Origin of the sequence: Streptomyces sp. NPDC102274 (assembly GCF_044766385.1) — a bacterium.
GTDB lineage: Bacteria > Actinomycetota > Actinomycetes > Streptomycetales > Streptomycetaceae > Streptomyces.
Map to the genome: position 1 here is coordinate 84,602 of NZ_JBIWLW010000017.1, position 19,569 is coordinate 104,170.

Consider the following 19,569-nt stretch of genomic DNA (forward strand, 5'->3'; position numbering starts at 1 on the left):
CGGCTCCGCCCGCGCGGGCATCCGCCGTACGCTGAGTGCGGAGAGGGTCCCGGGGCGGGAGCGCGGTCCACGGGCGGACGGAGCTGAGGTCGGGTTGGGAACTGTCATCACGTGGTGGGGCCATGCCACCTGCACGGTCGAGGACTCCGGGGTACGGGTGCTGACGGACCCGGTCTTCGTCCGCCGACTGGCGCATCTGCGCCGCCGGCGCGGTCAGGTGCCGCCGCCCGAGGCGTCCGTCGCCGATGCCGTGCTCGTCTCGCATCTGCACTCCGACCACCTCCATCTGCGGTCGCTGACCCGGCTCGCGCCCGGCACCCTGCTGATCGTGCCGCGCGCCGCCGAGCGGTCGGTGCCGGGGCTGCGCAGGCTGGACGCCCGCAGAAACCCCTCGGGCCTGCGGATCACCGAGGTCGAGCCGGGCGACGAGGTGGAGATCGGGGCTCTGCGGGTACGGGCCGTGCCCGCGCGCCACGACGGACGGCGGCTGCCGGTCGGACCGCACCGCTCCCCCGCCCTGGGCTTTGTGATCAGCGGTGCGTCGCGGACCTACTTCGCCGGGGACACCGGACTCTTCGACGGGATGGCGGACGCCGTGGGCCCGGTCGATGTGGCGCTGCTGCCGGTGGGCGGCTGGGGGCCTCATCTGGGGCCCGAGCATCTGGACGCCGGGCGGGCGGCGCGGGCGCTGGCCGAGCTGGCACCGAGCGCGGCGGTACCGGTGCATTTCGGCACCTACTGGCCGATCGGTCTGGACGGGGTCCGCCCCCACGAGTTCTACGCCCCGGGCGACGAGTTCGTACGGCACGCGGCGCGGCTCGCGCCGAAGGTGACCGTCCATCTGCTGCGGCACGGCGAGAGCGTGCGGCCGGAGGCCGGCCTGTGATCGACCGGCTCATGGCGCAGCTCGCGGAGCTGCCACCCGAGTCGACGCAGCAGGCCGTCGGCTATCCGTCCGTCTTCCTGCTGGTGACTCTGGGCTCGCTGGTGCCGGTGGTGCCGACGGGGGCGGTGGTGAGCTCGGCGGCGGTGGTGGCCTTCCACCAGACCGCGCCGCTCTCCATGCTCTATGTCTTCCTGGTGGCGTCGTTCGCGGCCTTCCTCGGTGACATATCCCTCTACTGGCTGGGGCGGCGCGGTGTCGGCTCCAAAAACGGCTCGCGCTGGCTGGCGGCGATACGCAGGCACGCCCCGCCGGACCGGCTTGAGCAGGCGCAGACGAAGCTGCGCGAGCACAGGGTGTCGGTGCTGGTGCTCTCCCGCCTGGTGCCCGCCGGGCGGATACCGGTGATGCTGGCCTGTCTGCTCGGCGACTGGCCGCTGCGCCGGTTCGCCCGGGGCGATGTGCCTGCCTGTCTGGCCTGGGCGGCGACGTACCAGCTGATCGGCGTGCTCGGCGGCTCGCTCTTCGACGAGGCCTGGGAGGGGGTGCTCGCCGCGGTGGTGCTGACGCTGGTGGTCAGCGGCGCCCCGGCGCTCTGGCGCAGACTGCGCCGGCCGGGCCGCCCGGAGAGTCCGGGCTCGGAGGGCCGGCCGACGTAGTGTCCGCGTTTCCGCTCCGGCCGCCGGGTTCCGCTCCGGCCGCCGTCCGTTCGGGCCGGGATCCGTCTGTTCGGGATCCGTTCCGGCCGGGTCCGCTCATCGCAGTTCGTCGAAGACCGCTCCGAAACGGCCCAGCGCCCGCGCGACATGCGGCAGTTCCAGCGGCGCCGTCGCGGTGAGGGACTTCAGCCGCTGCTCCGGGGTCGCCCCGAGCAGCGGTCCCGTCGACAGCCGTACACGCAGCGCGCCCAGTTCGTCCCCGAACCGGTGACCGCCCGGTACGGGCACCTCCAGGCGTCGGCTCAGATGGTTCTCCAGCTCCATGGAGTCGGTGACGCCCAGCCGGGCCAGTTGTCCGCGCAGCGGCCCGAGGTCGGCGTAGAGATGGCGGCCGGCCAGCGGCACGACCGCGAGGGCGCCGGCGGCGAGCACCACGTGGTGGGCGGCTGTGGCCAGTTGCCCGTGCAGCGCGGCGGTGGCCCGCGCCCTGGCGATGACGGCGTCCGGCTCGTCGAGCGCGTGGGCGGCGGCAGCGGCGACCGGTCCCGCGACCATCGCGCCCAGCGCGGTGAGGATGTCGAGCGTCGTGGCCCGCAGCGCTCTTCCGGCGTCGGTGGCCGGGTAGCGGGCGACGGCCATCGGCCAGGCGGCCGGAAGCAGCGCGCCCGCCAGGTCGGAGAGGACGACGACCTCGTCGGGCCACATCTCGGCCGGGCTGAGCAGCACCGTCTCGTGCGGCCGGTGCAGGGTGTCGCGCCAGGTCTCGTCGCTGACGATGTGCAGTCCTTCGCCGACCGCGGCCTCGCAGGCCTCGCGGACCAGTTCCGGCGGGGCGACCGCGGCGGTCGGGTCGTCGGCGACGGAGAGCAGCAGCACCCGCGGCCGGCCGCCCTCGGCCCGTATCCGCCGTACCGTCTCCAGCAGGGCGAACGGATCGGGCACGCCGCCCGCGTCCGCCGGGGCCGGCACATGGTAGGCGGGCCGGCCGAGCAGCCGGGCCTGCGGGGTCCAGGAGGCGGGGCACGGCCGGGGCATCAGAACGTCCCCGTCGTACGCGGCGAGCAGCGCGAACAGCAGCGGCTGCGCGCCGGGCGCGGCGGCCACACCGTCGGGACCGGTGCGCAGGCCGCGCCGCGACCAGTAGCCGGCGGCCGCCTCCCGCAGGACCGCGTCACCGCCGGGCGGCTGCGGCGAGGTGTGCCCGGCCGCACCCGCGCACTCGCCGACCAGCTCGGGCAGCGCGGGCAGCCCGGCGTCGGGGGCGGCCGGGCCGAACCGCACGGGGCCCCGGCCCTCGGGAACCGTCCGCCGCATACCGTCACCTCCCCCGGCCGCCGTCCGCCCGGTCTCTCGTTTGGACCATTTATACGGAGGTTTGACACACATCGCCCCCCGGGCTCTGTCCGGCCACACGCTCGGGGTCCGTTCGGCCCGCTCCCCCGGACGGCCCGCTTGGGGCGACCCCACGCGGGGTACCCGCGTTCCATGTCGGACACCTTTGCTCCGTATCGTCAGGCGGCCCCGGGCACCCGCGCCCGGATCGCGGCATTGCTCGACGGCTGGGACGAGCGGGCCTTCCGCTCCGTAGCCGTTCGGCGCTGGCCGGGCGCGGGGCCCGTACTGCCCCGGCTGAGCCGGTCCGCCAACCATGGACTGCTCTGGTTCGGCGCCGCCGCGGGCATCGCCGTGCTGGGACGCGGGGCGCGCTCGCGCCGGGCCGCCCTGCGGGGCGCGGTATCGCTGGGACTCGCCTCGGCCGCCATCAACACCGTGGGCAAGCGGGCGATACGCCGGCAGCGGCCCCTGCTCGACGCCGTACCGGTGATACGGCGGCTGAAGCACCAGCCGGTCACGACGTCGTTCCCGTCCGGGCACGCGGCCTCGGCCGCCGCCTTCGCGACCGGGGTCGCGCTGGAGTCGAAGGGCTGGGGCGCCGTCGTGGCGCCGGTGGCCGCCGCCGTGGCCCTCTCCCGGGTCTATACGGGGGTGCACTATCCGAGCGATGTGCTGGTGGGCGCCGCGCTGGGGGTGGGGGCCGCCTTCGCGGTACGCGGGATCGTACCGACCCGTTCCCAACTTCCCTCACCGGGACGGCCGTACGCCGAGGCCCCCGCGCTGCCCGGCGGCCACGGGCTGGTGGTCGTCGTCAACCTGGCCTCCGGATCGTCGGACACCGCCGCGCTGGTACGGGACGCGCTGCCGGCCGTCGATGTCGTGGAGTGCGCGCCGGAGGAGGTGGACGCCGAGCTGGCGAAGGCGGCGGGCCGATGTGTGGCCCTCGGTGTCCTCGGCGGCGACGGAACGGTCAACCGGGCGGCGACCGTCGCCATACGGCACGGTCTGCCGCTGGCCGTCTTCCCCGGCGGCACCCTCAACCACTTCGCGTACGACCTGGGCATCGAGAGCGTCCACGACACCTGCCGGGCGCTGACGGCGGGTGACGCCGTACGGGTCGACCTGGGGCGCTTCACCCCCGGGCCCGGCGGGGCGGCGACGGGACATTTCCTCAACACCTTCAGCCTGGGCGTCTATCCGGAGCTGGTACGGGTGCGTGAGCACTGGGCGCCGCGCATCGGCGACTGGCCCGCCGGGGTACTGGCCGCACTGCAGGTGCTGCGCGACGGACACCAGCTGCAAGCCGAGTTCAAGGGCCGGCACCGGGCGCTGTGGCTGCTGTTCGCGGGGAACGGCATCTACCAGCCGATGGGGCCCACCCCGGGCCACCGGCTCGATCTGGCCGACGGCCTGCTGGACGTACGGATCGTGCACGGCGGCCGGGCTCCGGGGCTGCGGCTGCTCGCTGCCGCGCTCGCCGGGCCGCTGAGCCGTTCGCCGGTGCACGCGGCGGAGCGGATGCGGCGGGTGCGGATCTCCCGGATCGCGCCGGGTACGCCGCTCGCGTTCGACGGTGAAGTGGCCGAGGCCCCCGGGGAATTGGTACTGGACAAGGCGGAGGAGGCGCTGACGGTCTACCGGCCGAAGGCGCTTGTCTAGGCAGTGCTCCGGGCGCTGCCGCCGGCGACTCCCCCGGAATCCCGGTGGACGGACGGGAACGGCGCGGCCGAGGATCACGCCATGGACACGCGCTACTTCCTGGAGACCGCGCGGCTGCGGCTGCGTTCGTTCACCGAGAGCGACCTCGACCGGGTGGTCGCCCTCGACAACGACCCCGGCGTACGGCGGTTCATCGACGGCGGCCGGCCGGTCTCCCGTGACACGGTACGGACCGAGACGCTGCCGCGACTGCTCGGGCGGGGCTTCTGGGCCGCCGAGGAGAGCGCCACGGGCGCGTGGCTGGGTTGGTTCTGTCTGGAGCCGGAGAGCGAACAGGGCTGGCGGGTCGTCGAGTTGGGGTACCGGCTGCGTCGGGCGGCCTGGGGCAGGGGGTACGCCACCGAGGGCGCCCGCGCCCTGGTCCGCGCGGCGTTCACCGAACTCGGCGCGGAGCGGGTGACCGCGCAGACCATGACAGTCAACACGGCCTCGCGGCGCGTACTGGAGAAGGCGGGGCTGACATACGTCCGTACCTTCTTCGAGGAGTGGCCCGAGACGATCAAGGGGTCGGAACAGGGCGATGTGGCCTATGAGCTCACCCGGGAGGCATGGAAAGGTTAGGCTCGCCTTACCGACCTGGGAGGCACCTTGAGCGCACAACCCGCCACGGAATCACCGGAGTTCGAGATCGAACAACCAAAGTTCGAACAACCGGATTTGGGACAACAGGAATTCGGGCAACCGGAGTTCGACCACCTGGTGCACTGCGTACCGGACGTCGAGTCAGCCGTACGCGGCTACACCGAAGCGGGCCTGCCCGCCCACGCCAACCCGGAGTATCTGGGGTACCGCAATGGCGCCTGGCGGCTGGACGCCCGGTATATCGAGCTGTCGAGCATCGTCAACCGCCTGGTCTTCCTCGACTCGCCCTACGGCAGGGCCATGAGGGACTGGCAGCCCCGGGCCGACGAACTCGTCGCGCGAGGCGGCGGAGCGCTCGTCTTCTGCGTCCATGTCACCGACGCGGGCGCCACGGCGGAGCGGCTGCGCGCACGGGGGCACGGGGTGGAGCTGCTGACCTTCGCCCGCGAGGGCTCCCCCGTCTCGTTCCGCGAGGCGATACTGACGGACGGCCCGCCGTGGGCACCGTTCTTCGTGACCTACGAGCCCGACCGGCAGACGATTCTGGCCAAGTACAGCGCGGGCCGGGTCAACCGGGGCCCGCACGACCTCGCCGGGATCCTGATCGAGACCCCCGATCCGCGCGCCTCGGCGGACTGGCTGGGCGAGCTGCTCGGCATCCCGCTCGGGGCGTCGCCCACGGTGGTGCCGCTGCCGCTCGGACAGGTGCACTTCACCGAGGGACCCGCCGACGCGATCACCGCTCTGCTGCTCTCCGGGGGCGGCCCGCCGACGACGGTGATCAACGGACTCGCGGTGCGGCCGGTGGAGTCGGTCACCGGACCCGCACAGACCTGAGATCTCCACATAGCAAGACGCAGGTCTCATGATGCGACATGGCGGCGTACCGTGGCCGGACCACGTCACGAGAGGGAGTCCCGCCATGCCGAAGGAGACCGCGGTCTACACCCACGGACACCACGAGTCGGTGCTGCGCTCACACCGCTGGCGCACCGCCGCCAACTCCGCGGCGTACCTCCTCGCCGAACTGCGGCCGGGCCAGGACCTGCTGGACGTCGGCTGTGGCCCCGGGACCATCACCGCCGACCTGGCCGCGCCCGTCGCCCCGGGCACGGTCACGGCCGTCGACGCCGCCGAGGACGTCCTGGACAAGGCGCGGGAGGCGGTGGCCGCCGCCGGTGCGGACAATGTCCGCTTCGCGGTCGCCGATGTCCACGCACTGGACTTCCCCGACGACTCCTTCGACATCGTCCACGCCCATCAGGTCCTCCAGCACGTGGGCGATCCGGTACAGGCCCTGAGCGAGCTGCGCCGGGTCTGCCGGCCCGGCGGGGTCGTGGCGGCGCGCGACGCGGACTACGGCTCGTTCGCCTGGTTCCCCGACGTACCGGTGCTGGACAGCTGGCAGGAGCTGTACCGCCGGGTGGCGCGCGCCAACGGCGGGGAGCCGGACGCCGGCCGGCGGCTGCTGTCCTGGGCACGGCGGGCCGGCTTCACCGACATCACCTCGACCGCCACCACCTGGTGCTTCGCCACCCCCGACGAGCGCGCCTGGTGGAGCGGTCTGTGGGCGGACCGCACGACCGCGTCGGACTACGCCGGTCTGGCGGTCGGCGGCGGTCATACGACACCGGAACGGCTGGACGAGATCGCCGGGGCGTGGCGGGAGTGGGGCGGCGCCGAGGACGGCTGGTTCATGGTCCCGCACGGGGAGATCCTCTGCCGGGTATGAACCGGGCTCGTACCCGGCCCCGGCCGCCCGAATCGATCACGCGTCCCGGCGCGGCCAACTAACCTGGTGCGCATGGAAATCCTGGGAACCACGTTGCGCATCTGCGTCGACGACCTGGAGACCTCGGTGGTGTTCTACGAACGCCTCACCGGAAGCCCCGCGCTCCGCTTCGAGCGCGGTGGGGTCTCCGTCGCCGCCGTCGGCTGCTTCCTCCTCATGAGCGGCCCCGCGTCGGAAATCGATGTCCTGCGCAAGGTCACGGCGACGATCGCCGTCAAGGACGTCGACGAGGCGGTCACCGTCCTCACCGGTGTCGGGGCGCATATCGTCGCGGGCCCGGTGCCGACGCCGGTAGGGCGCAATGTGATCGCCCTGCACCCCGACGGTTCGGTCTTCGAGTACGTGGACCGCAAAGCCGCCCCGACACCGGGCTGATCACCGGACCGGTCACCGGACCGGTCGGCCGGTGCTGATCACCGGACCGGTCGGCCGGTGGCCGGGGGCCCTTCGTCGGTGAAGGCCCCCACCACCAGATCGGCGAGCAGCGCCCCGGCCGTCCCGTCCGGGTCGAGGTCCGGGTCGTAGATGGTCACGTTGAGACCGATGCAGCGCTCGGAGCGCACCAAGGTCCGCAGCAGTACGGCGAGTTCGTCCGGCAGCAGGCCGCCCGCGTCCGGGCTGTCGACCGCGGGCATCACCTCCGGGTCGAGCACATCCGCGTCCAGATGGACCCAGAACCCGTTGGTGACCGGCACCTCCAGCGTCTGGAGCACGGCTCCCGCCAGCTCCGCCACGCCCCATTCGCGCAACTCGCCGACTGTCGCGGTGGGGATTCTCAGCCGGGCGAGCTCCTCGCGGTCCTCGTCGTGGTCCCGGATCCCGAAGAGCCGTAGGTCCTCGTCCCGCAGATACGGACGCAGTCCCTCCAGGTCACTCAGATCCCGCTGGCCCCGGCCGGTACCGATCGCCAGTTCCTCACCGCCGGCCGCGCCGATGTTCTCGGAGTTGCCCGCGTGCCGGAAGTCGGCCGAGCCGTCGATGGCGGCCAGCCCGTACCGTCCCATGCGGCGCAGCGCGAGCGAGGCGCCGAGCTGGATGGAACAGTCACCGCCCAGCACGAGCGGGAAGTCCCCGGCCCTGACATGGTGTTCGATCCGGTCGGCGAGCCGGGGCGTGTACGCGGCGATCGCCGCCGCGTTGAAGACCCCGTCGCCCTCTTTCCAGTCGCCGCGGTCGTAGCGCGGCGGGACGACCACCCCGCCCTCGAACGCGCCGAGCCGCTGGACGATCCGCTGCTCGCGCAGAGCGCCGGCGAGTTTGTAGCACCCCGGCACGACACCGGGGGCGGGGGGCCGGAGCCCCAGGTTGGAGGGTGCGTCGATCACCACAATATTCCGCATGTGAGCCATCCTCACCGCCGTAGGGTGTGACCCTCAACATGGGTTCGCGGACAGCGAGCACGGAAATGGACGGGCAGTGGGATGACCACTCAGCACACCTACCGGGTGATCGTGCGCGGCACATGGGACGGGCTGACGGACGACGACCGCGCCCGGCTGCTCGCGGAGGTCGACCAGCACGGTCTGGCACAGATGCGGTTCACCCCGGAAGGCTCGCTCACCTATGACGCGACGCTGAAGCACTTCAGCTACCGCTTCGTGGTGGTCTCCGACGCGGCGGACGGCGAGGAGATGGCGGGCGCGCTCGCCGAGGACCGCGCGGAGATGGCGCTGAAGGCGCTGGGCCGCGGCCATGGCGAGCTGCGCTCCACGGTGACCGACATGGACACCATGAAGATCAACCGCAAGGGCCGCTGAGCGGCGCGCCGTCGCGAAGGACCGAGGCACTCAGCTGTCCCGGTCCACCATCTCCGCGGTGATCGCCCAGCGTTCGTGGTCACGCCACGCGCCGTCGATATGGAGGAAGTCCGGCGAGTACCCCTCCAGCCGGAAGCCCACGCGCCGGACGAGCGCGAGGGACGCGGTGTTCGTGGGCCGCACATTGGCCTCCAGCCGGTGCAGCCCCAGCGGGCCGAACGCGTGCCGTACGACCAGCCCGAGCCCCTCCGTCATCAGGCCCCGGCCCGCGGCGTGCGCGAAGGCGCCGTATCCGATCGCGCCGCACCGGAAGGCGCCGTGGACGATGTTGTTGATATTGACGAAGCCCTCGATCCCGCCGTCCTCGCGGGCACAGACGAGATAGCCCTCCCTGGTGGGGTCCTCGCCGAACCGGCCCGCGTAGCCGGCGTACGCCTCCGCGTCGGCGGGCGCGAACAGCCAGGGCCTGTGCAGCGCCTCGCTCTCACGGACACGCGCCGTGAACTCGTCGGCGTCCTCGTGGCGGTAGGCGCGTACGAACGTGCGAGAGCCTTCGGCGAGCCGTTCGGGAAGGTCGGGCATCGCGCCAGCCTACGTGATCTTGAGCCGACCGGTCATGGTGTCTCGGGATCGGTTCCGTCAAACGTTCCCGGCGCCCTCATGAGGGGTGTCGATCATCACACTTAGCGTGACTGTTCGTTGGGTTAGCGTTCCGCCCTGTGACTATGGTGACTTCCCCTTCTCCGCTTCCTCCTGTCCAGGACTCCCCGGCCGCCGCGCTGACCAGGGCCCTCTTCGGCGAACGGTTCGAAGAGATCCATCAGCCCTGGCGGAAACTGTTCAGTACCGGGCCGTTCCGCTATCGCGAGGGGCTGACACCGCAGGAACGTGCCGCGCTGTCCTACGAGCGGCTGCGACTGGTCAATGACGCGCTCGACAGCCCCGAGGACCTCGTGGTCGATGTGGAACGCCTCAGCGCGCTCCACGAGTGGGCCGGGCCGGTGGACGCGGGATTAGCGACAGTCGCGAGCATTCACTACAACCTCTTCCTCGGCAGCCTCCTGGATCACAGACCCGATGGGGAACGGGACCTCCGCGCCTTCACCGAACTGCGGCGTACGGGTACGTTCCTGTGTACCGAGGCCGGACACGGCAACAGCGCCTCCCAGTTGGAGACGACCGCCACCTTCGACCCGGCGACCGGCGGCTTCGTCCTGCACACGCCGTCACCGGCCGCGGGCAAGTTCATGCCCAACACCAGCTCCACCGGCGGCCCCAAGACCGGTGTCGTGGCGGCCCGGCTGATCACGGACGGCACGGACCGGGGCGTCTTCCTGTTCCTCACCCCGCTCAGCGACGACACCGGAGGCCCGCTGCCGGGGGTGGAGATACGCAGGCTGCCGCAGACGGCCACCAGCCCGGTGGACCACTGCGTCACGTCCTTCGAGAACGTCCGGCTGCCCCATGAGGCGCTCCTCCAGTCCGACCATGGACGGCTCACCCCGGACGGCGTCTTCACCAGCACGATCGGCAGCTCCCGCAAGCGTTTCCTGCACTCCATAGGCCGGGTCACCGCCGGCAAGCTCTGCATGAGCGCCTACAGCCTCGGGGTCACCCGCCACGCCCTGGCGGTCGCCGTACGCCACGCCCACACCCGGCACACCTCCGGCGTCACCGCCGGGGGGAGCGTGCCGCTGTTCGCGCATCGCAGCCACCACACCCCGCTCCTCGACGCCCTCGCCACCACCTATGCCGCGACCCTGCTGCACCGCACCGCCGTGCGGCAGTGGGCCGAGGCGACGGAGGCGGAGCGCGAGGACGGCGAGCGTCTGGCAGCGGTCGCCAAGGGCTGGATCACCTGGCGGGCCCGCGCCGTCATGACGGAGTGCCGCGAACGGTGCGGCGCCCAGGGGCTGTTCCTCGCCAACGGCATCGCCGGCCAGCTGACGGCCAATGAGGGCACCATCACCGCGGAGGGCGACAACCTTGTCATCTGGGTCAAGGCGGCCGGGGAGATGCTTCTCGGACACTTCACGCCGAGGCAGCCGAGCGCGACCGCGCCCGGGGACCGGGATCTCACCGATCCGGCCTTCCTCCAGGACCTTCTGGCGGACATCGAAGGCGTCTGGCACCAGCGGGCCCGGACCCGGCTGCGCGCCGGCAAGGCCGGCAACCCGCTCAACCGGTGGAACGCGACGGTCACGCCCGCACTCGAACTGGTCGACGCGTACGCCCACCGCCGGGCCGCCGAGGCCCTGCTGACCGCCGCCGACAAGGCCGCGGCGCCCGGGGCGCGACATCTCCTGCACACCCTGCACCGGCTCTTCGCGCTGCGCCGTATCGCCGCCCACAGCGGGGATCTGCTCGCCGAAGGCCGGCTGACCGCCAATCAGGTGAGGCTGCTCCCGGACGCGGCGGAGGACACCGTCATCGCGCTGGCTCCCCATGCCCAGGCCCTCACACATGGTTTCGCCATCTCCGACGAGATCCTTCTCGACCACCCCATCAGCCATCCGGAGGCCATGGGCCACGGTCCCGAAGACCACACGGACTGAGCGCCGCCACCCTCACCCCGGACCGGCCGGCCCTTCCACGTCACACGAGGGCGGGCACGTCCAGGGTGAGGGTGGCGCTCTCCGCGTCCAGTACGGCGGACACGCCCAGCGGCACGGTCAGGTTCGACTCGCCGTGGCCGAAGCCCAGTTCCTCCACCACCGGTACGCCCAGGCCGCCGAGCCGGTCCAGCAGCAGCGTCCTGACCTCCTCGTACGGTCCGCACTCCGCCCAGGAGCCGAGGCCGATCCCCGCGACGCCGTCCAGCCAGCCGGAGCGGAGCAGTTGGGTGAGGATACGGTCGAGACGGTACAACTCCTCGCCGACGTCCTCGATCAGCAGCAGCCCACCCGCCGCCGAGGGGCGCGCGTACGGGGTGCCGAGTTCGGCGGCGAGCAGGCTGACGCAGCCGCCGAGCGTGACGCCCGCGGCCCGCCCGGGGACCAGGGCGCGTCGCGAAAGGCCCTGGGCGGTGTCCTGGCCGAGGGTGCGCACCGACTCGGGTTCGAAGAGCGTGGCGCGCAGCGACTCCTGTGTCCCGGTGTCCTTGAGGAAGGTCATCGCGGCGGTCATCGGACCGTGCAGGGTGACCAGGCCGAGACGCCGGGCGAACGCCTCGTGCAGCGCCGTGATGTCGCTGTAGCCGACGAGGACCTTGGGGCGCGCGGCCCGCATCGCGGTCCAGTCGAGCAGGTCGGCCATGCGCTGAGCGCCATAACCACCCCGGGCGCAGAGCACCGCCGAGACGGCCGGGTCGCACCAGGCGTCCTGGAGGTCGCGGGCGCGGTTCTCGTCCGTTCCCGCGAGATGGCCGAGCCGGGGATGGACGTCCAGGACATGGGGCGCGACGACGGGATCGAGGTCCCAGCCGCGCAGGATGTCCAGACCGGCTTCGAGCCGATCGGCGGGCACGGGCCCGCTGGGCGCCACGACGGCGACGCGGGCCCCGGGCCGCAGTCGCGCGGGCCGGGTCAGTGGGGTGAGCGTCATCCGCGGAACTCCAGCCGGGGGATGTCGGTGCGGTCGATGCCGAAGGTCTGTGCGTACAGGGACAGTTCGGCCTCCAGCGCGCGGACCATCGTGTCGGCCATGCGGAAGCCATGGCCCTCACCCTCGAAGGCGAGGTACGCGTGCGGCACGCCTCTTCCGGCCATCCGCTCCAGGAACCGTTCGCACTGCGCGGGCGGACAGACCACATCGTCGAGCCCCTGCAACAGCAGGAACGGCGCGCTGACACGGTCGGTGTGGTGCAGCGGCGAGCGGTCCCGGTAGCGGCCGGGGACCTCGACGAGCGGGCCGACGAGCGATTCGAGGTACTGGGACTCGAAGTCATGGGTCTCGTCGGTGGCCCAGCCCAGCAGATCGAGGATCGGATAGCTGATGGTGCCGCAGGCGTAGACATCGGTGGTGGTGAGGGAGGCGGCGGTGGTCCAGCCGCCCGCGCTGCCGCCGCGTACGGCGAGTCTGGCCGGGTCGGCGGTGCCCTCGGCGGCGAGCGCGGAGGCGACGGCCGCGCAGTCCTCCACATCGACCACGCCCCACTGCCCGCGCAGCCGGTCGCGGTAGGCCCGGCCGTAGCCGGTGGAACCGCCGTAGTTGACCTCGGCGACGCCGATGCCGCGCGAGGTGAAGTAGGCGATCTCCAGGTCGAGTACGAGCGGGGCATGGCTGGTGGGTCCGCCATGGGCCCACACCACATAGGGCGGTAGTTCTTCGTGGGGCGCGCTGTGATCAGGGCTGTGCGGGGGATAGATATGGGCGTGGATCTCGCGGTTGTCGGGCCCGGTGAAGGTACGGATCCGGGGCTCGGGGTAGTAGGCGGGGTCCACCGGATCCCGGTGCGCCGCGCCGATCACCCGGGCGTGTCCGGTGACGGTGTCCAGCTCCACGATCTCGTACGCGCTGCGCGGACTGGCCGCGACGCCGATCACGCGGTCGCCCTGGACGGCGAGGGTGGCGGCCCATTCGGTCCAGGGCCCGGCGGCGTCCACGACTTCACCGGTCGCCGGGTCGAGTACGCCGAGCGCGGTGGAGCCCTTGCCGTGGATGACGGCGATCAGCCCGTTGTCCATGGGGTGGAACCACTGGAGGCCGACCTTCCAGAGCGGTCCGCCGAACTCCTCCCCGCGGCCGGGGCAGAGCCCGGTGCTCCGGATGGGGCCGGGGGCCCGGTCCGGGCCTATGGCCTCTTCCAGAGCGTGGGGGCGGACGCGCTGGATCTCCCACCAGCCGTTGGGGTCGGAGACGAAGAGCAGCGAGCCGTCCGGCGCCCAGTCGACCTGCGCGACCGATTCGCCGGTGTCCCCGACGACGGCCCCGACATCGGTGAAGGGACCGCTCTCCGCCACCTCACCGAGCATCACGACCGTGCCGTCCCAGGGCATCCGGGGGTGGTCCCAGGCGATCCAGGCGGCCCGGCGCCCGTCGGGCGAGAGCCGGGGCCCGGTGACGAAGCGATGCCGGTCGTCGGAGAGCTCCCGTACGGCCGTACGGTCCTCGGCGGCCGAGCCGTCGAGCGGGACGGCCGCGATCACCCGCCGTACGTCGGTGGGCGCCTCGCCGGTGAACTCCTCCAGCACGCACCAGACTTCGCCGCGGTCGAGGAGGAGCCCCGGATCGGCCCAGCGCAGTCCGCCGCCGGTCGCGGACACCGGGGTGAGCGGCCGGGGTTCACCGCCGCCGTCCGGCTCGTACGCGTACAGCCGCTGGTCGGGGAAGTGGACGAAGACGACGAGCGGGCCGCCGTCGGGGCGGGTGGCGCCGGCCCAGGGCACCCCGCCGTACTCGATGACCCGGCTGCGGACGTTCCACGGGGCCGGCAGCGGCGACTCCTCGCGGCCGTCCGCCCGGCGCCGTACGAGCGCGCGCCGGCCGGCCTCGGCGGGACGCGGCTCCGTCCACCACACCTCGTCGCCGACCACCCCCACATACTCGGGGCGCCCGTCGTGCGAGGCGGCCAGCGGGGCGTCGATCGGTGACGCCCACGTTCCGTAGGCCCCCATGGACAGCATGAGCCACGCTCCTAAGCGGACTTCAGATAGTGGTCGAGGACACGGACGCCGAAGCGCAGCGCCGAGACGGGCACCCGCTCGTCCACGCCGTGGAAGAGCGCCTGGTAGTCGAAGCCGGGGGGCAGCTTGAGCGGCGAGAAGCCGTAGCCGGTGATGCCGAGCCGGGAGAACTGCTTGGCGTCCGTCCCGCCCGACATGCAGTACGGCACGACATGCCCGGCCGGGTCGAAGCGCTCGACGGCGGCGCGCAGCTTGGCGAACGTCGGCGAGTCGACCGGCGCTTGGAGGGCCACCTCCCGGTGGTGGAACTCCCACTCCACATCCGGTCCGGTGAGCTGGTCCAGGGTGGTACGGAACTCCTCCTCGCCGCCGGGCACCATGCGCCCGTCGACATAGGCGGTGGCCTGGCCCGGGATGACATTGACCTTGTAACCGGCCTCCAGGACGGTCGGGTTGGCGCTGTTCCTTATGGTCGGCTCGACCAGCGCGGCGGCCGGGCCGAGCTTGCCGAGCAGTCCGTCCGTGTCGAAGTCCTCGGCGTAGGGATCCGTGTCGATGCCGTGGAGCGCGGCGAGTTCGGCGAGGGCGGCCCGTACGGTCGGGGTGAGCCGGACCGGCCAGGGGTGGCTGCCGATCCTGGCGACGGCTTCGGCGAGCCGGCTGACCGCGTTGGCGCGGTTCACCTTGGAGCCGTGCCCGGCCCTGCCGTGGGCGGTGAGCTTCAGCCAGCCGGTGCCGCGCTCTCCGGCGGCGATCGGGTAGAGCGCCATGCCGTGCCCGGCGTGGAAGGTGAAGGCCCCGGATTCGCTGATGCCTTCCGTGCACCCCGCGAACAGCTCCGGGTGCCGGTCGGCGAGGAATCCCGAGCCGTCCTCGGCGCTGGCCTCCTCGTCGGCGGTGTAGGCGAGCACGATGTCCCGGCGTGGCCGGATGCCGTTCCTGGCCCAGGCGCGGACGACCGACAGCACCATCGCGTCCATGTTCTTCATGTCGACCGCGCCCCGGCCCCACACCACGCCGTCGCGGACCTCGCCGGAGAAGGGGGGCACGGTCCAGTCGGCGGGCTCGGCGGGCACCACGTCCAGATGGCCGTGGACGAGGAGCGCGTCGGCCGAGGGGTCGGTCCCCTCGATCCTGGCCACCACATTGGTGCGCCCGGGGGTCCGCTCCAGCAGCGTGGGTTCGATCCCCGCGTCCGCGAGCCGCTCCGCGACATATTCGGCCGCCGGCCGCTCGCGGCAGTCCCCGCTCCCCCGGTTGGTGGTGTCGATACGGATGAGGTCCGAGGTGAACGCGACCACCTCGTCGAGCGCGGCCGCGTCAGGGGCACCACTCGTGTCGCTGGGTGTCATGTCAGCCATATTGCTCCTCCACGGCGGCCGAAACGATCGTCGTGACCGCTTTGAAGGTACGAATGGCCTCATACATCGTCCCGCTGGTGTAGGCGGCCCGACGCTCCCCGCTGGGGGCCACGCCCGGTACGACCGTGGCGACGTCGGAGAGATGCGCGGCGTCGAACTCCATCTCCACGGTGAACGGCCCGCGGACGGCCGGTTCGTACCGTCCGGCGAGGGCCACGGCCTCCTGGGCGGCCGCGCGGATGTCGGCGGCGGTACGGGCCGGGGTCCGGCAGACCGCCGCGTACCGCGACACATGGTCCTTGACGGCGACCTTGCGCGCGTCCGGCGCGTAGCCCTCCGCGTCCACGCAGGTCAGGTCGTCACCGGTGACCAGCACCACCGGGACCCCGTACTCCGCGACCACCCGCGCGTTCAGCAGCCCCTCGCTGGCCCGGGTGCCGTTCAGCCATACGCCGGTGAGGGAGTTGGCGAGATAGGTGTGCGCGAGCACCCCTTCCGTACCTGCGCCGGTGTGGTAGCCGACGAAGGCGATTCCGTCGACGTCCCCGTGCTGGATCCCCTCGACCATGGACAGCGACTTATGGCGGCCGGTCAGCATCTCGGCGCGCTCGTCGAGCCGTTCCAGCAGCAGATTGCGCATGGACCAGTGCGCCTCGTTGATCAGCACCTCATCGGCCCCGCCGTCGAGGAAGCCGAGCACGGCGGCGTTGACATCGGAGGTGAACAGGGAGCGGCAGCGTTCCCACTGCGGTGTGCCGGGCAGGACATCGCCCGGCCAGGTCACCCCCGTGGCGCCCTCCATGTCGGCGCTGATCAGGATCTTCACAGGTACTCCGTTCTCCATGGGGAGGGGGCGGTCGTCGGCGGGACGTTACACCCGGCGCACGACATGCAGCAGATACTCCTTGCGGTTGCGCGGATTGTGGTCCGTTCTGGGCCGGACCGGGATGGTGTCGCGGACAGCCTCATAGTGGTCGAAGGATGCTTCGAGCACACCTTCGCCACTGGTCAGCGTAGGCAGCCGCTGTTCCAGTTCATGTACCCGGGCCGCCGGAATCTCCCCTTCCAGCAGATACGAGTGGTCGTTCGCCGCCGAGGTGCGCGGCACGGCGCGCAGCCGTGCCAGGACGGGCAGTACGGCGCCGAGCGCGTCCGCCGGGAGGTCGAGCCGGAAGCGGTGCATCGGCTCGTACACCGTGGTGCCCGCCCGCTCCAGCGCGCTCATCAGCACCAGCGGGGTGAGATGGCGGAAGTCGCCGCCGGTGCTCGACATGCTCTTGTCGAAGACGCCGTGGGAGTGGCTCTGCCGGGGCGCGTAGCCGGAGTGCGTCATGGTGACCACGCAGTCGATGACCTGCCAGCCGTGGATCCCCTGCCGCAGCGACTCCCGCACGGTGTCCTCCACGGCTTTCATGAACGCGTACGGCATCGACCCCAGCTCGACCTCCAGCCGGAATTCCACGCCCGCGCCGACGGGGGCGGGATCGACGCGCAGCCCGACGGTCGCGAGAAAGGGATTGGGGTCCTTTCCCATGATCTCGACGGCCGCTCCGCTTCCGGCGGGCCGTTCCACGCAGATCGTCGTGGTCTCACGGAATGTGACGTCGACCCCGAATTCGTCCAGCAGCGTCGCCTGAATGACCTCTTTCTGCACCTCGCCGTAGAGCGAGACGGAGATTTCCCGCCGGATCCGGTCCTGCCGCAGATTGATCAGGGGGTCCTGTTCGGCGAGTTGGGTGAGCGCGGAGTGCAGGGCGCCCTTGTCGGCGGCACGGCGGGGTACGACGACTGTTTCCAGTGTCGGCGGGGAGAAGAACCGGCGCTCCGAAGGAGTGGCGCGCGGAATTCCGATCTCGTCGCCGACGCGGATGCCGCCGAGGCCCCGGAGTTTTCCGATCCGCCCGGCGGAGAGCGACGCGCGGCGGACAGCGGATCCGCGGTCGAACACGCTGATCGCGGTGACCTTGTCCTCCTCGTCCCGTACCTCGTTCACGGTATCGCTCGCCTTGCCGGCCGTATCGCTCGCCGTGTCGCTCTCCGTATCACGGTGGAATCGCACGAGATCTCGCGTTCTTACCGTGCCCGAGAACATCCGTACGTATGCGATCTTCTCCCCGGCCGGCCCCCGTTCCATCTTGAAGACCGTGCCGGAGACGGGCCCTTCGTGATCGTCCCCGGCCCTGGGCAGCAGCTCTCCGATCCCGGCGATGAGCGCGTCCACGCCCGCGCCGGTGATCGCCGATCCGAAGTAGACCGGGTGGACGAGCGCCCGTCCGGTCTGGCTGGCCAGCTCATCGCGGAGCCGGTGGTAGGGGAGCTCCGTCGCGTCGTCCACGTACGCGGCCAGCAGCCCGTCGTCGTGGTCGGCGAGCAGTTCGGCGAGGCCGGAGGTGAACGCGGCGTCACCGGCGCCGTACGGCACGGGCAGGGCGTCGCGTGTGCCCAGGCCGGTGGCCGCCCCCATCGCGATCACCGACGGGGAGAGCTTCTCCGAAACGACACGCAGTACCTCCTCGTATCGCGCGCCGGCGCGGTCGATCTTATTGACGAAGATCAGGGTGGGAATGCGCAGCCGCCGCAGCGTCCGCATGAGCACCCGGGTCTGCGCCTGAACGCCTTCGACGGCGGAGACGACCAGCACGGCGCCGTCGAGCACACCGAGGACCCGTTCCACTTCGGCGATGAAATCCGGGTGGCCGGGGGTATCGATCAGATTGACCGTGGTGTCTCCGACGACGAAGGAGACCACCGCGGATTTGATGGTGATGCCGCGCTGTCGTTCCAGCGTCAGGGAATCCGTCTGGGTGCTGCCGTCATCGACACTTCCGATCTCGTCGATGACACCGGCGGTGAAGAGCAGCCGCTCGGTCAGACTTGTCTTACCGGCGTCGACATGCGCCAGAATTCCCAGGTTCAACGTACTCATGGAGCGTCATGTCCTCTAGATAGGTGGTGGTGACCTTCTGGATGGGCATAGACGCTCGGCACATAATCTTCTCCTTGATCGATCGGCTGTCGCGGGGAGTACAGCAAAAGCCGCCCCGGAGAGCAACTCATTTCCGGGGCGGCTCGGCTGACTCGGGTGACTCGGCGGGACCGCGGCTCGGGGACCGCGGCTCGGGGATCGGGGCTCAGGGACCGCGGCGCTTCACTCGCGAGCGAGGACGTACCACCGGGCCGGCAGATCGATACGGGTGCCGTCCGGCAACCGCTCCGTCTGGACCAGCGCGGTGTCCCCGTCCGCCATGATCCGCAGCCCCGCCGCGCGCAGCAGATCGGGCACTTCCTCGTCCCCGGCGCCGGCCGGCTTGAGCCCGTGGTCGAAGACCCGCCGCAGCTTGGCGGGCGGGCCGTCCGGTCCCGCCGCGGCGCGCTGGAGCACCGCCCTGGAAGCGGTGGTCAGCTCGGCGACGAACGCCCGGCCGCGCTCCCCCAGCAGCTCCGCGACCGCGCCCGCCACCGCCGGCCGGTCCTGGGGCTCGCTCTGGTGGATGACCGCGCGCATATAGACATTGGCGTCGCCCGTACGCTCCCGCAGCGCACGCACCGCGTCGTGATCGACCAGATCGAGCTGCTCGAACTCCGCGGCCCCCGCGCTGTCGGCGCGCCGCGCGTGTTCGATCGCCACGTACGAGAGGTCCACCCCGATCGCCCGTGCGAAGCGGGTGGCCAGATAGCGGGTCTGGGTGCCGTTGCCGCAGCCGAGGTCGACCACGGGCAGGGTGGTGTCGGCGTACGGCAGCAGTAGTTCGGTGTCCGGTACGGAGGTGAACGACGGGTCCGAGTCCCAGATCGCCTCGCCCGGCGTGTCGGAGGTCTTCGCCCAGAATCCTTCCCATGCCTCGCGGTAACGCTGCGACACGTCCATTTACGGCCTCCCCTGTTCCGGCCCGCCGAAGGCGGGCGGTAGAGGACCG

General features: G+C 71.8%; 18 protein-coding genes. 9 read left to right on the forward strand and 9 right to left on the reverse strand.

Translation table 11 applies throughout. The annotated features are described in order from the left end of the window. Positions 1-94 precede the first annotated feature (94 nt). The gene (locus ACIRQP_RS22935) at positions 95-886 is read left to right on the forward strand and encodes an MBL fold metallo-hydrolase (protein ID WP_403892966.1); all 792 of its coding nucleotides are present in this window, start codon (positions 95-97) and stop codon (positions 884-886) included. A gap of 11 nt (positions 887-897) precedes the next feature. Continuing rightward, positions 898-1,542, forward strand: a complete 645-nt coding sequence (locus ACIRQP_RS22940) for a DedA family protein (protein ID WP_403893070.1) — start codon at positions 898-900, stop codon at positions 1,540-1,542. A 96-nt stretch (positions 1,543-1,638) separates the two neighbouring features. On the opposite strand, the gene ACIRQP_RS22945 is transcribed toward ACIRQP_RS22940, so the two are convergent. Continuing rightward, on the reverse strand, positions 1,639-2,856 hold the full coding sequence (locus ACIRQP_RS22945) for an aminotransferase class I/II-fold pyridoxal phosphate-dependent enzyme (RefSeq protein WP_403892968.1): 1,218 nt from the start codon (positions 2,854-2,856) through the stop codon (positions 1,639-1,641). A 171-nt stretch (positions 2,857-3,027) separates the two neighbouring features. Between ACIRQP_RS22945 and ACIRQP_RS22950 the strand changes: the two genes are divergently transcribed. From ACIRQP_RS22950 to ACIRQP_RS22970, 5 genes are all read left to right on the forward strand, one after another. Then, entirely contained in the window at positions 3,028-4,536 is a 1,509-nt protein-coding gene (locus ACIRQP_RS22950) for a bifunctional phosphatase PAP2/diacylglycerol kinase family protein (protein WP_403892970.1), read from the forward strand. Positions 4,537-4,617: 81 nt separating this feature from the next. Next, a complete protein-coding gene (locus ACIRQP_RS22955) occupies positions 4,618-5,157 on the forward strand; it encodes a GNAT family N-acetyltransferase (protein ID WP_403892972.1) in 540 nt (179 codons plus the stop codon). A gap of 27 nt (positions 5,158-5,184) precedes the next feature. Next, positions 5,185-6,015 carry a VOC family protein gene (locus ACIRQP_RS22960; RefSeq protein ID WP_403892974.1) on the forward strand — a complete coding sequence of 277 codons (831 nt, stop codon included), beginning with the start codon at positions 5,185-5,187 and terminating at the stop codon, positions 6,013-6,015. An 85-nt stretch (positions 6,016-6,100) separates the two neighbouring features. Further along, a complete protein-coding gene (locus ACIRQP_RS22965; RefSeq protein WP_403892976.1) occupies positions 6,101-6,910 on the forward strand; it encodes a methyltransferase domain-containing protein in 810 nt (269 codons plus the stop codon). A 72-nt stretch (positions 6,911-6,982) separates the two neighbouring features. After that, positions 6,983-7,345, forward strand: a complete 363-nt coding sequence (locus ACIRQP_RS22970) for a VOC family protein (protein ID WP_403892978.1) — start codon at positions 6,983-6,985, stop codon at positions 7,343-7,345. 38 nt (positions 7,346-7,383) lie between these two features. Here ACIRQP_RS22970 and ACIRQP_RS22975 read toward each other — a convergent pair whose 3' ends face one another. Further along, complete coding sequence (locus tag ACIRQP_RS22975) at positions 7,384-8,310, reverse strand: arginase family protein (RefSeq protein WP_403892980.1); 927 nt, start codon at positions 8,308-8,310, stop codon at positions 7,384-7,386. A gap of 81 nt (positions 8,311-8,391) precedes the next feature. Here ACIRQP_RS22975 and ACIRQP_RS22980 point away from each other — a divergent pair, with 81 nt between their 5' ends. Then, positions 8,392-8,727 carry a DUF6204 family protein gene (locus tag ACIRQP_RS22980; protein ID WP_403892982.1) on the forward strand — a complete coding sequence of 112 codons (336 nt, stop codon included), beginning with the start codon at positions 8,392-8,394 and terminating at the stop codon, positions 8,725-8,727. Between the two features lie 30 nt (positions 8,728-8,757). Here ACIRQP_RS22980 and ACIRQP_RS22985 read toward each other — a convergent pair whose 3' ends face one another. Beyond that, a complete protein-coding gene (locus tag ACIRQP_RS22985) occupies positions 8,758-9,309 on the reverse strand; it encodes a GNAT family N-acetyltransferase (RefSeq protein ID WP_403892984.1) in 552 nt (183 codons plus the stop codon). Between the two features lie 143 nt (positions 9,310-9,452). Between ACIRQP_RS22985 and ACIRQP_RS22990 the strand changes: the two genes are divergently transcribed. Then, positions 9,453-11,282, forward strand: a complete 1,830-nt coding sequence (locus ACIRQP_RS22990) for an acyl-CoA dehydrogenase (RefSeq protein WP_403893071.1) — start codon at positions 9,453-9,455, stop codon at positions 11,280-11,282. Positions 11,283-11,322: 40 nt separating this feature from the next. Here ACIRQP_RS22990 and ACIRQP_RS22995 read toward each other — a convergent pair whose 3' ends face one another. The 6 genes from ACIRQP_RS22995 to ACIRQP_RS23020 all read right to left on the reverse strand — a co-directional run bounded on the left by ACIRQP_RS22995 (position 11,323) and on the right by ACIRQP_RS23020 (position 19,520). Continuing rightward, complete coding sequence (locus ACIRQP_RS22995) at positions 11,323-12,270, reverse strand: LD-carboxypeptidase (RefSeq protein ID WP_403892986.1); 948 nt, start codon at positions 12,268-12,270, stop codon at positions 11,323-11,325. Beyond that, on the reverse strand, positions 12,267-14,291 hold the full coding sequence (locus tag ACIRQP_RS23000) for a prolyl oligopeptidase family serine peptidase (protein WP_403892988.1): 2,025 nt from the start codon (positions 14,289-14,291) through the stop codon (positions 12,267-12,269). The genes ACIRQP_RS22995 and ACIRQP_RS23000 overlap by 4 nt, the downstream gene beginning before the upstream one ends. Before the next feature lie 11 nt (positions 14,292-14,302). After that, positions 14,303-15,652 (reverse strand): M20/M25/M40 family metallo-hydrolase, encoded by a 1,350-nt coding sequence (locus tag ACIRQP_RS23005; protein WP_403892990.1) that lies wholly within the window; start codon positions 15,650-15,652, stop codon positions 14,303-14,305. Beyond that, on the reverse strand, positions 15,645-16,478 hold the full coding sequence (locus ACIRQP_RS23010) for a M55 family metallopeptidase (RefSeq protein WP_403892992.1): 834 nt from the start codon (positions 16,476-16,478) through the stop codon (positions 15,645-15,647). The genes ACIRQP_RS23005 and ACIRQP_RS23010 overlap by 8 nt, the downstream gene beginning before the upstream one ends. A gap of 45 nt (positions 16,479-16,523) precedes the next feature. Next, on the reverse strand, positions 16,524-18,578 hold the full coding sequence (locus ACIRQP_RS23015; RefSeq protein ID WP_403892994.1) for a GTP-binding protein: 2,055 nt from the start codon (positions 18,576-18,578) through the stop codon (positions 16,524-16,526). 222 nt (positions 18,579-18,800) lie between these two features. Continuing rightward, positions 18,801-19,520 (reverse strand): class I SAM-dependent methyltransferase, encoded by a 720-nt coding sequence (locus ACIRQP_RS23020; protein WP_403892996.1) that lies wholly within the window; start codon positions 19,518-19,520, stop codon positions 18,801-18,803. Positions 19,521-19,569: the final 49 nt, after the last annotated feature.

What these genes read in the sequence shown, in the direction of transcription:
- ACIRQP_RS22940 (WP_403893070.1), top strand. Translation starts at nt 898, where the DNA reads ATGGCGCAGCTCGCGGAGCTGCCACCCGAGTCGACGCAGCAGGCCGTC.
- ACIRQP_RS23005 (WP_403892990.1), bottom strand. Translation starts at nt 15,652, where the DNA reads ATGGCTGACATGACACCCAGCGACACGAGTGGTGCCCCTGACGCGGCC.
- ACIRQP_RS22945 (WP_403892968.1), bottom strand. Translation starts at nt 2,856, where the DNA reads ATGCGGCGGACGGTTCCCGAGGGCCGGGGCCCCGTGCGGTTCGGCCCG.
- ACIRQP_RS23020 (WP_403892996.1), bottom strand. Translation starts at nt 19,520, where the DNA reads ATGGACGTGTCGCAGCGTTACCGCGAGGCATGGGAAGGATTCTGGGCG.
- ACIRQP_RS22995 (WP_403892986.1), bottom strand. Translation starts at nt 12,270, where the DNA reads ATGACGCTCACCCCACTGACCCGGCCCGCGCGACTGCGGCCCGGGGCC.
- ACIRQP_RS22970 (WP_403892978.1), top strand. Translation starts at nt 6,983, where the DNA reads ATGGAAATCCTGGGAACCACGTTGCGCATCTGCGTCGACGACCTGGAG.
- ACIRQP_RS22980 (WP_403892982.1), top strand. Translation starts at nt 8,392, where the DNA reads ATGACCACTCAGCACACCTACCGGGTGATCGTGCGCGGCACATGGGAC.
- ACIRQP_RS22975 (WP_403892980.1), bottom strand. Translation starts at nt 8,310, where the DNA reads ATGCGGAATATTGTGGTGATCGACGCACCCTCCAACCTGGGGCTCCGG.
- ACIRQP_RS22985 (WP_403892984.1), bottom strand. Translation starts at nt 9,309, where the DNA reads ATGCCCGACCTTCCCGAACGGCTCGCCGAAGGCTCTCGCACGTTCGTA.
- ACIRQP_RS23015 (WP_403892994.1), bottom strand. Translation starts at nt 18,578, where the DNA reads ATGAGTACGTTGAACCTGGGAATTCTGGCGCATGTCGACGCCGGTAAG.
- ACIRQP_RS22965 (WP_403892976.1), top strand. Translation starts at nt 6,101, where the DNA reads ATGCCGAAGGAGACCGCGGTCTACACCCACGGACACCACGAGTCGGTG.
- ACIRQP_RS22950 (WP_403892970.1), top strand. Translation starts at nt 3,028, where the DNA reads ATGTCGGACACCTTTGCTCCGTATCGTCAGGCGGCCCCGGGCACCCGC.
- ACIRQP_RS22990 (WP_403893071.1), top strand. Translation starts at nt 9,453, where the DNA reads ATGGTGACTTCCCCTTCTCCGCTTCCTCCTGTCCAGGACTCCCCGGCC.
- ACIRQP_RS23000 (WP_403892988.1), bottom strand. Translation starts at nt 14,291, where the DNA reads ATGCTGTCCATGGGGGCCTACGGAACGTGGGCGTCACCGATCGACGCC.
- ACIRQP_RS22955 (WP_403892972.1), top strand. Translation starts at nt 4,618, where the DNA reads ATGGACACGCGCTACTTCCTGGAGACCGCGCGGCTGCGGCTGCGTTCG.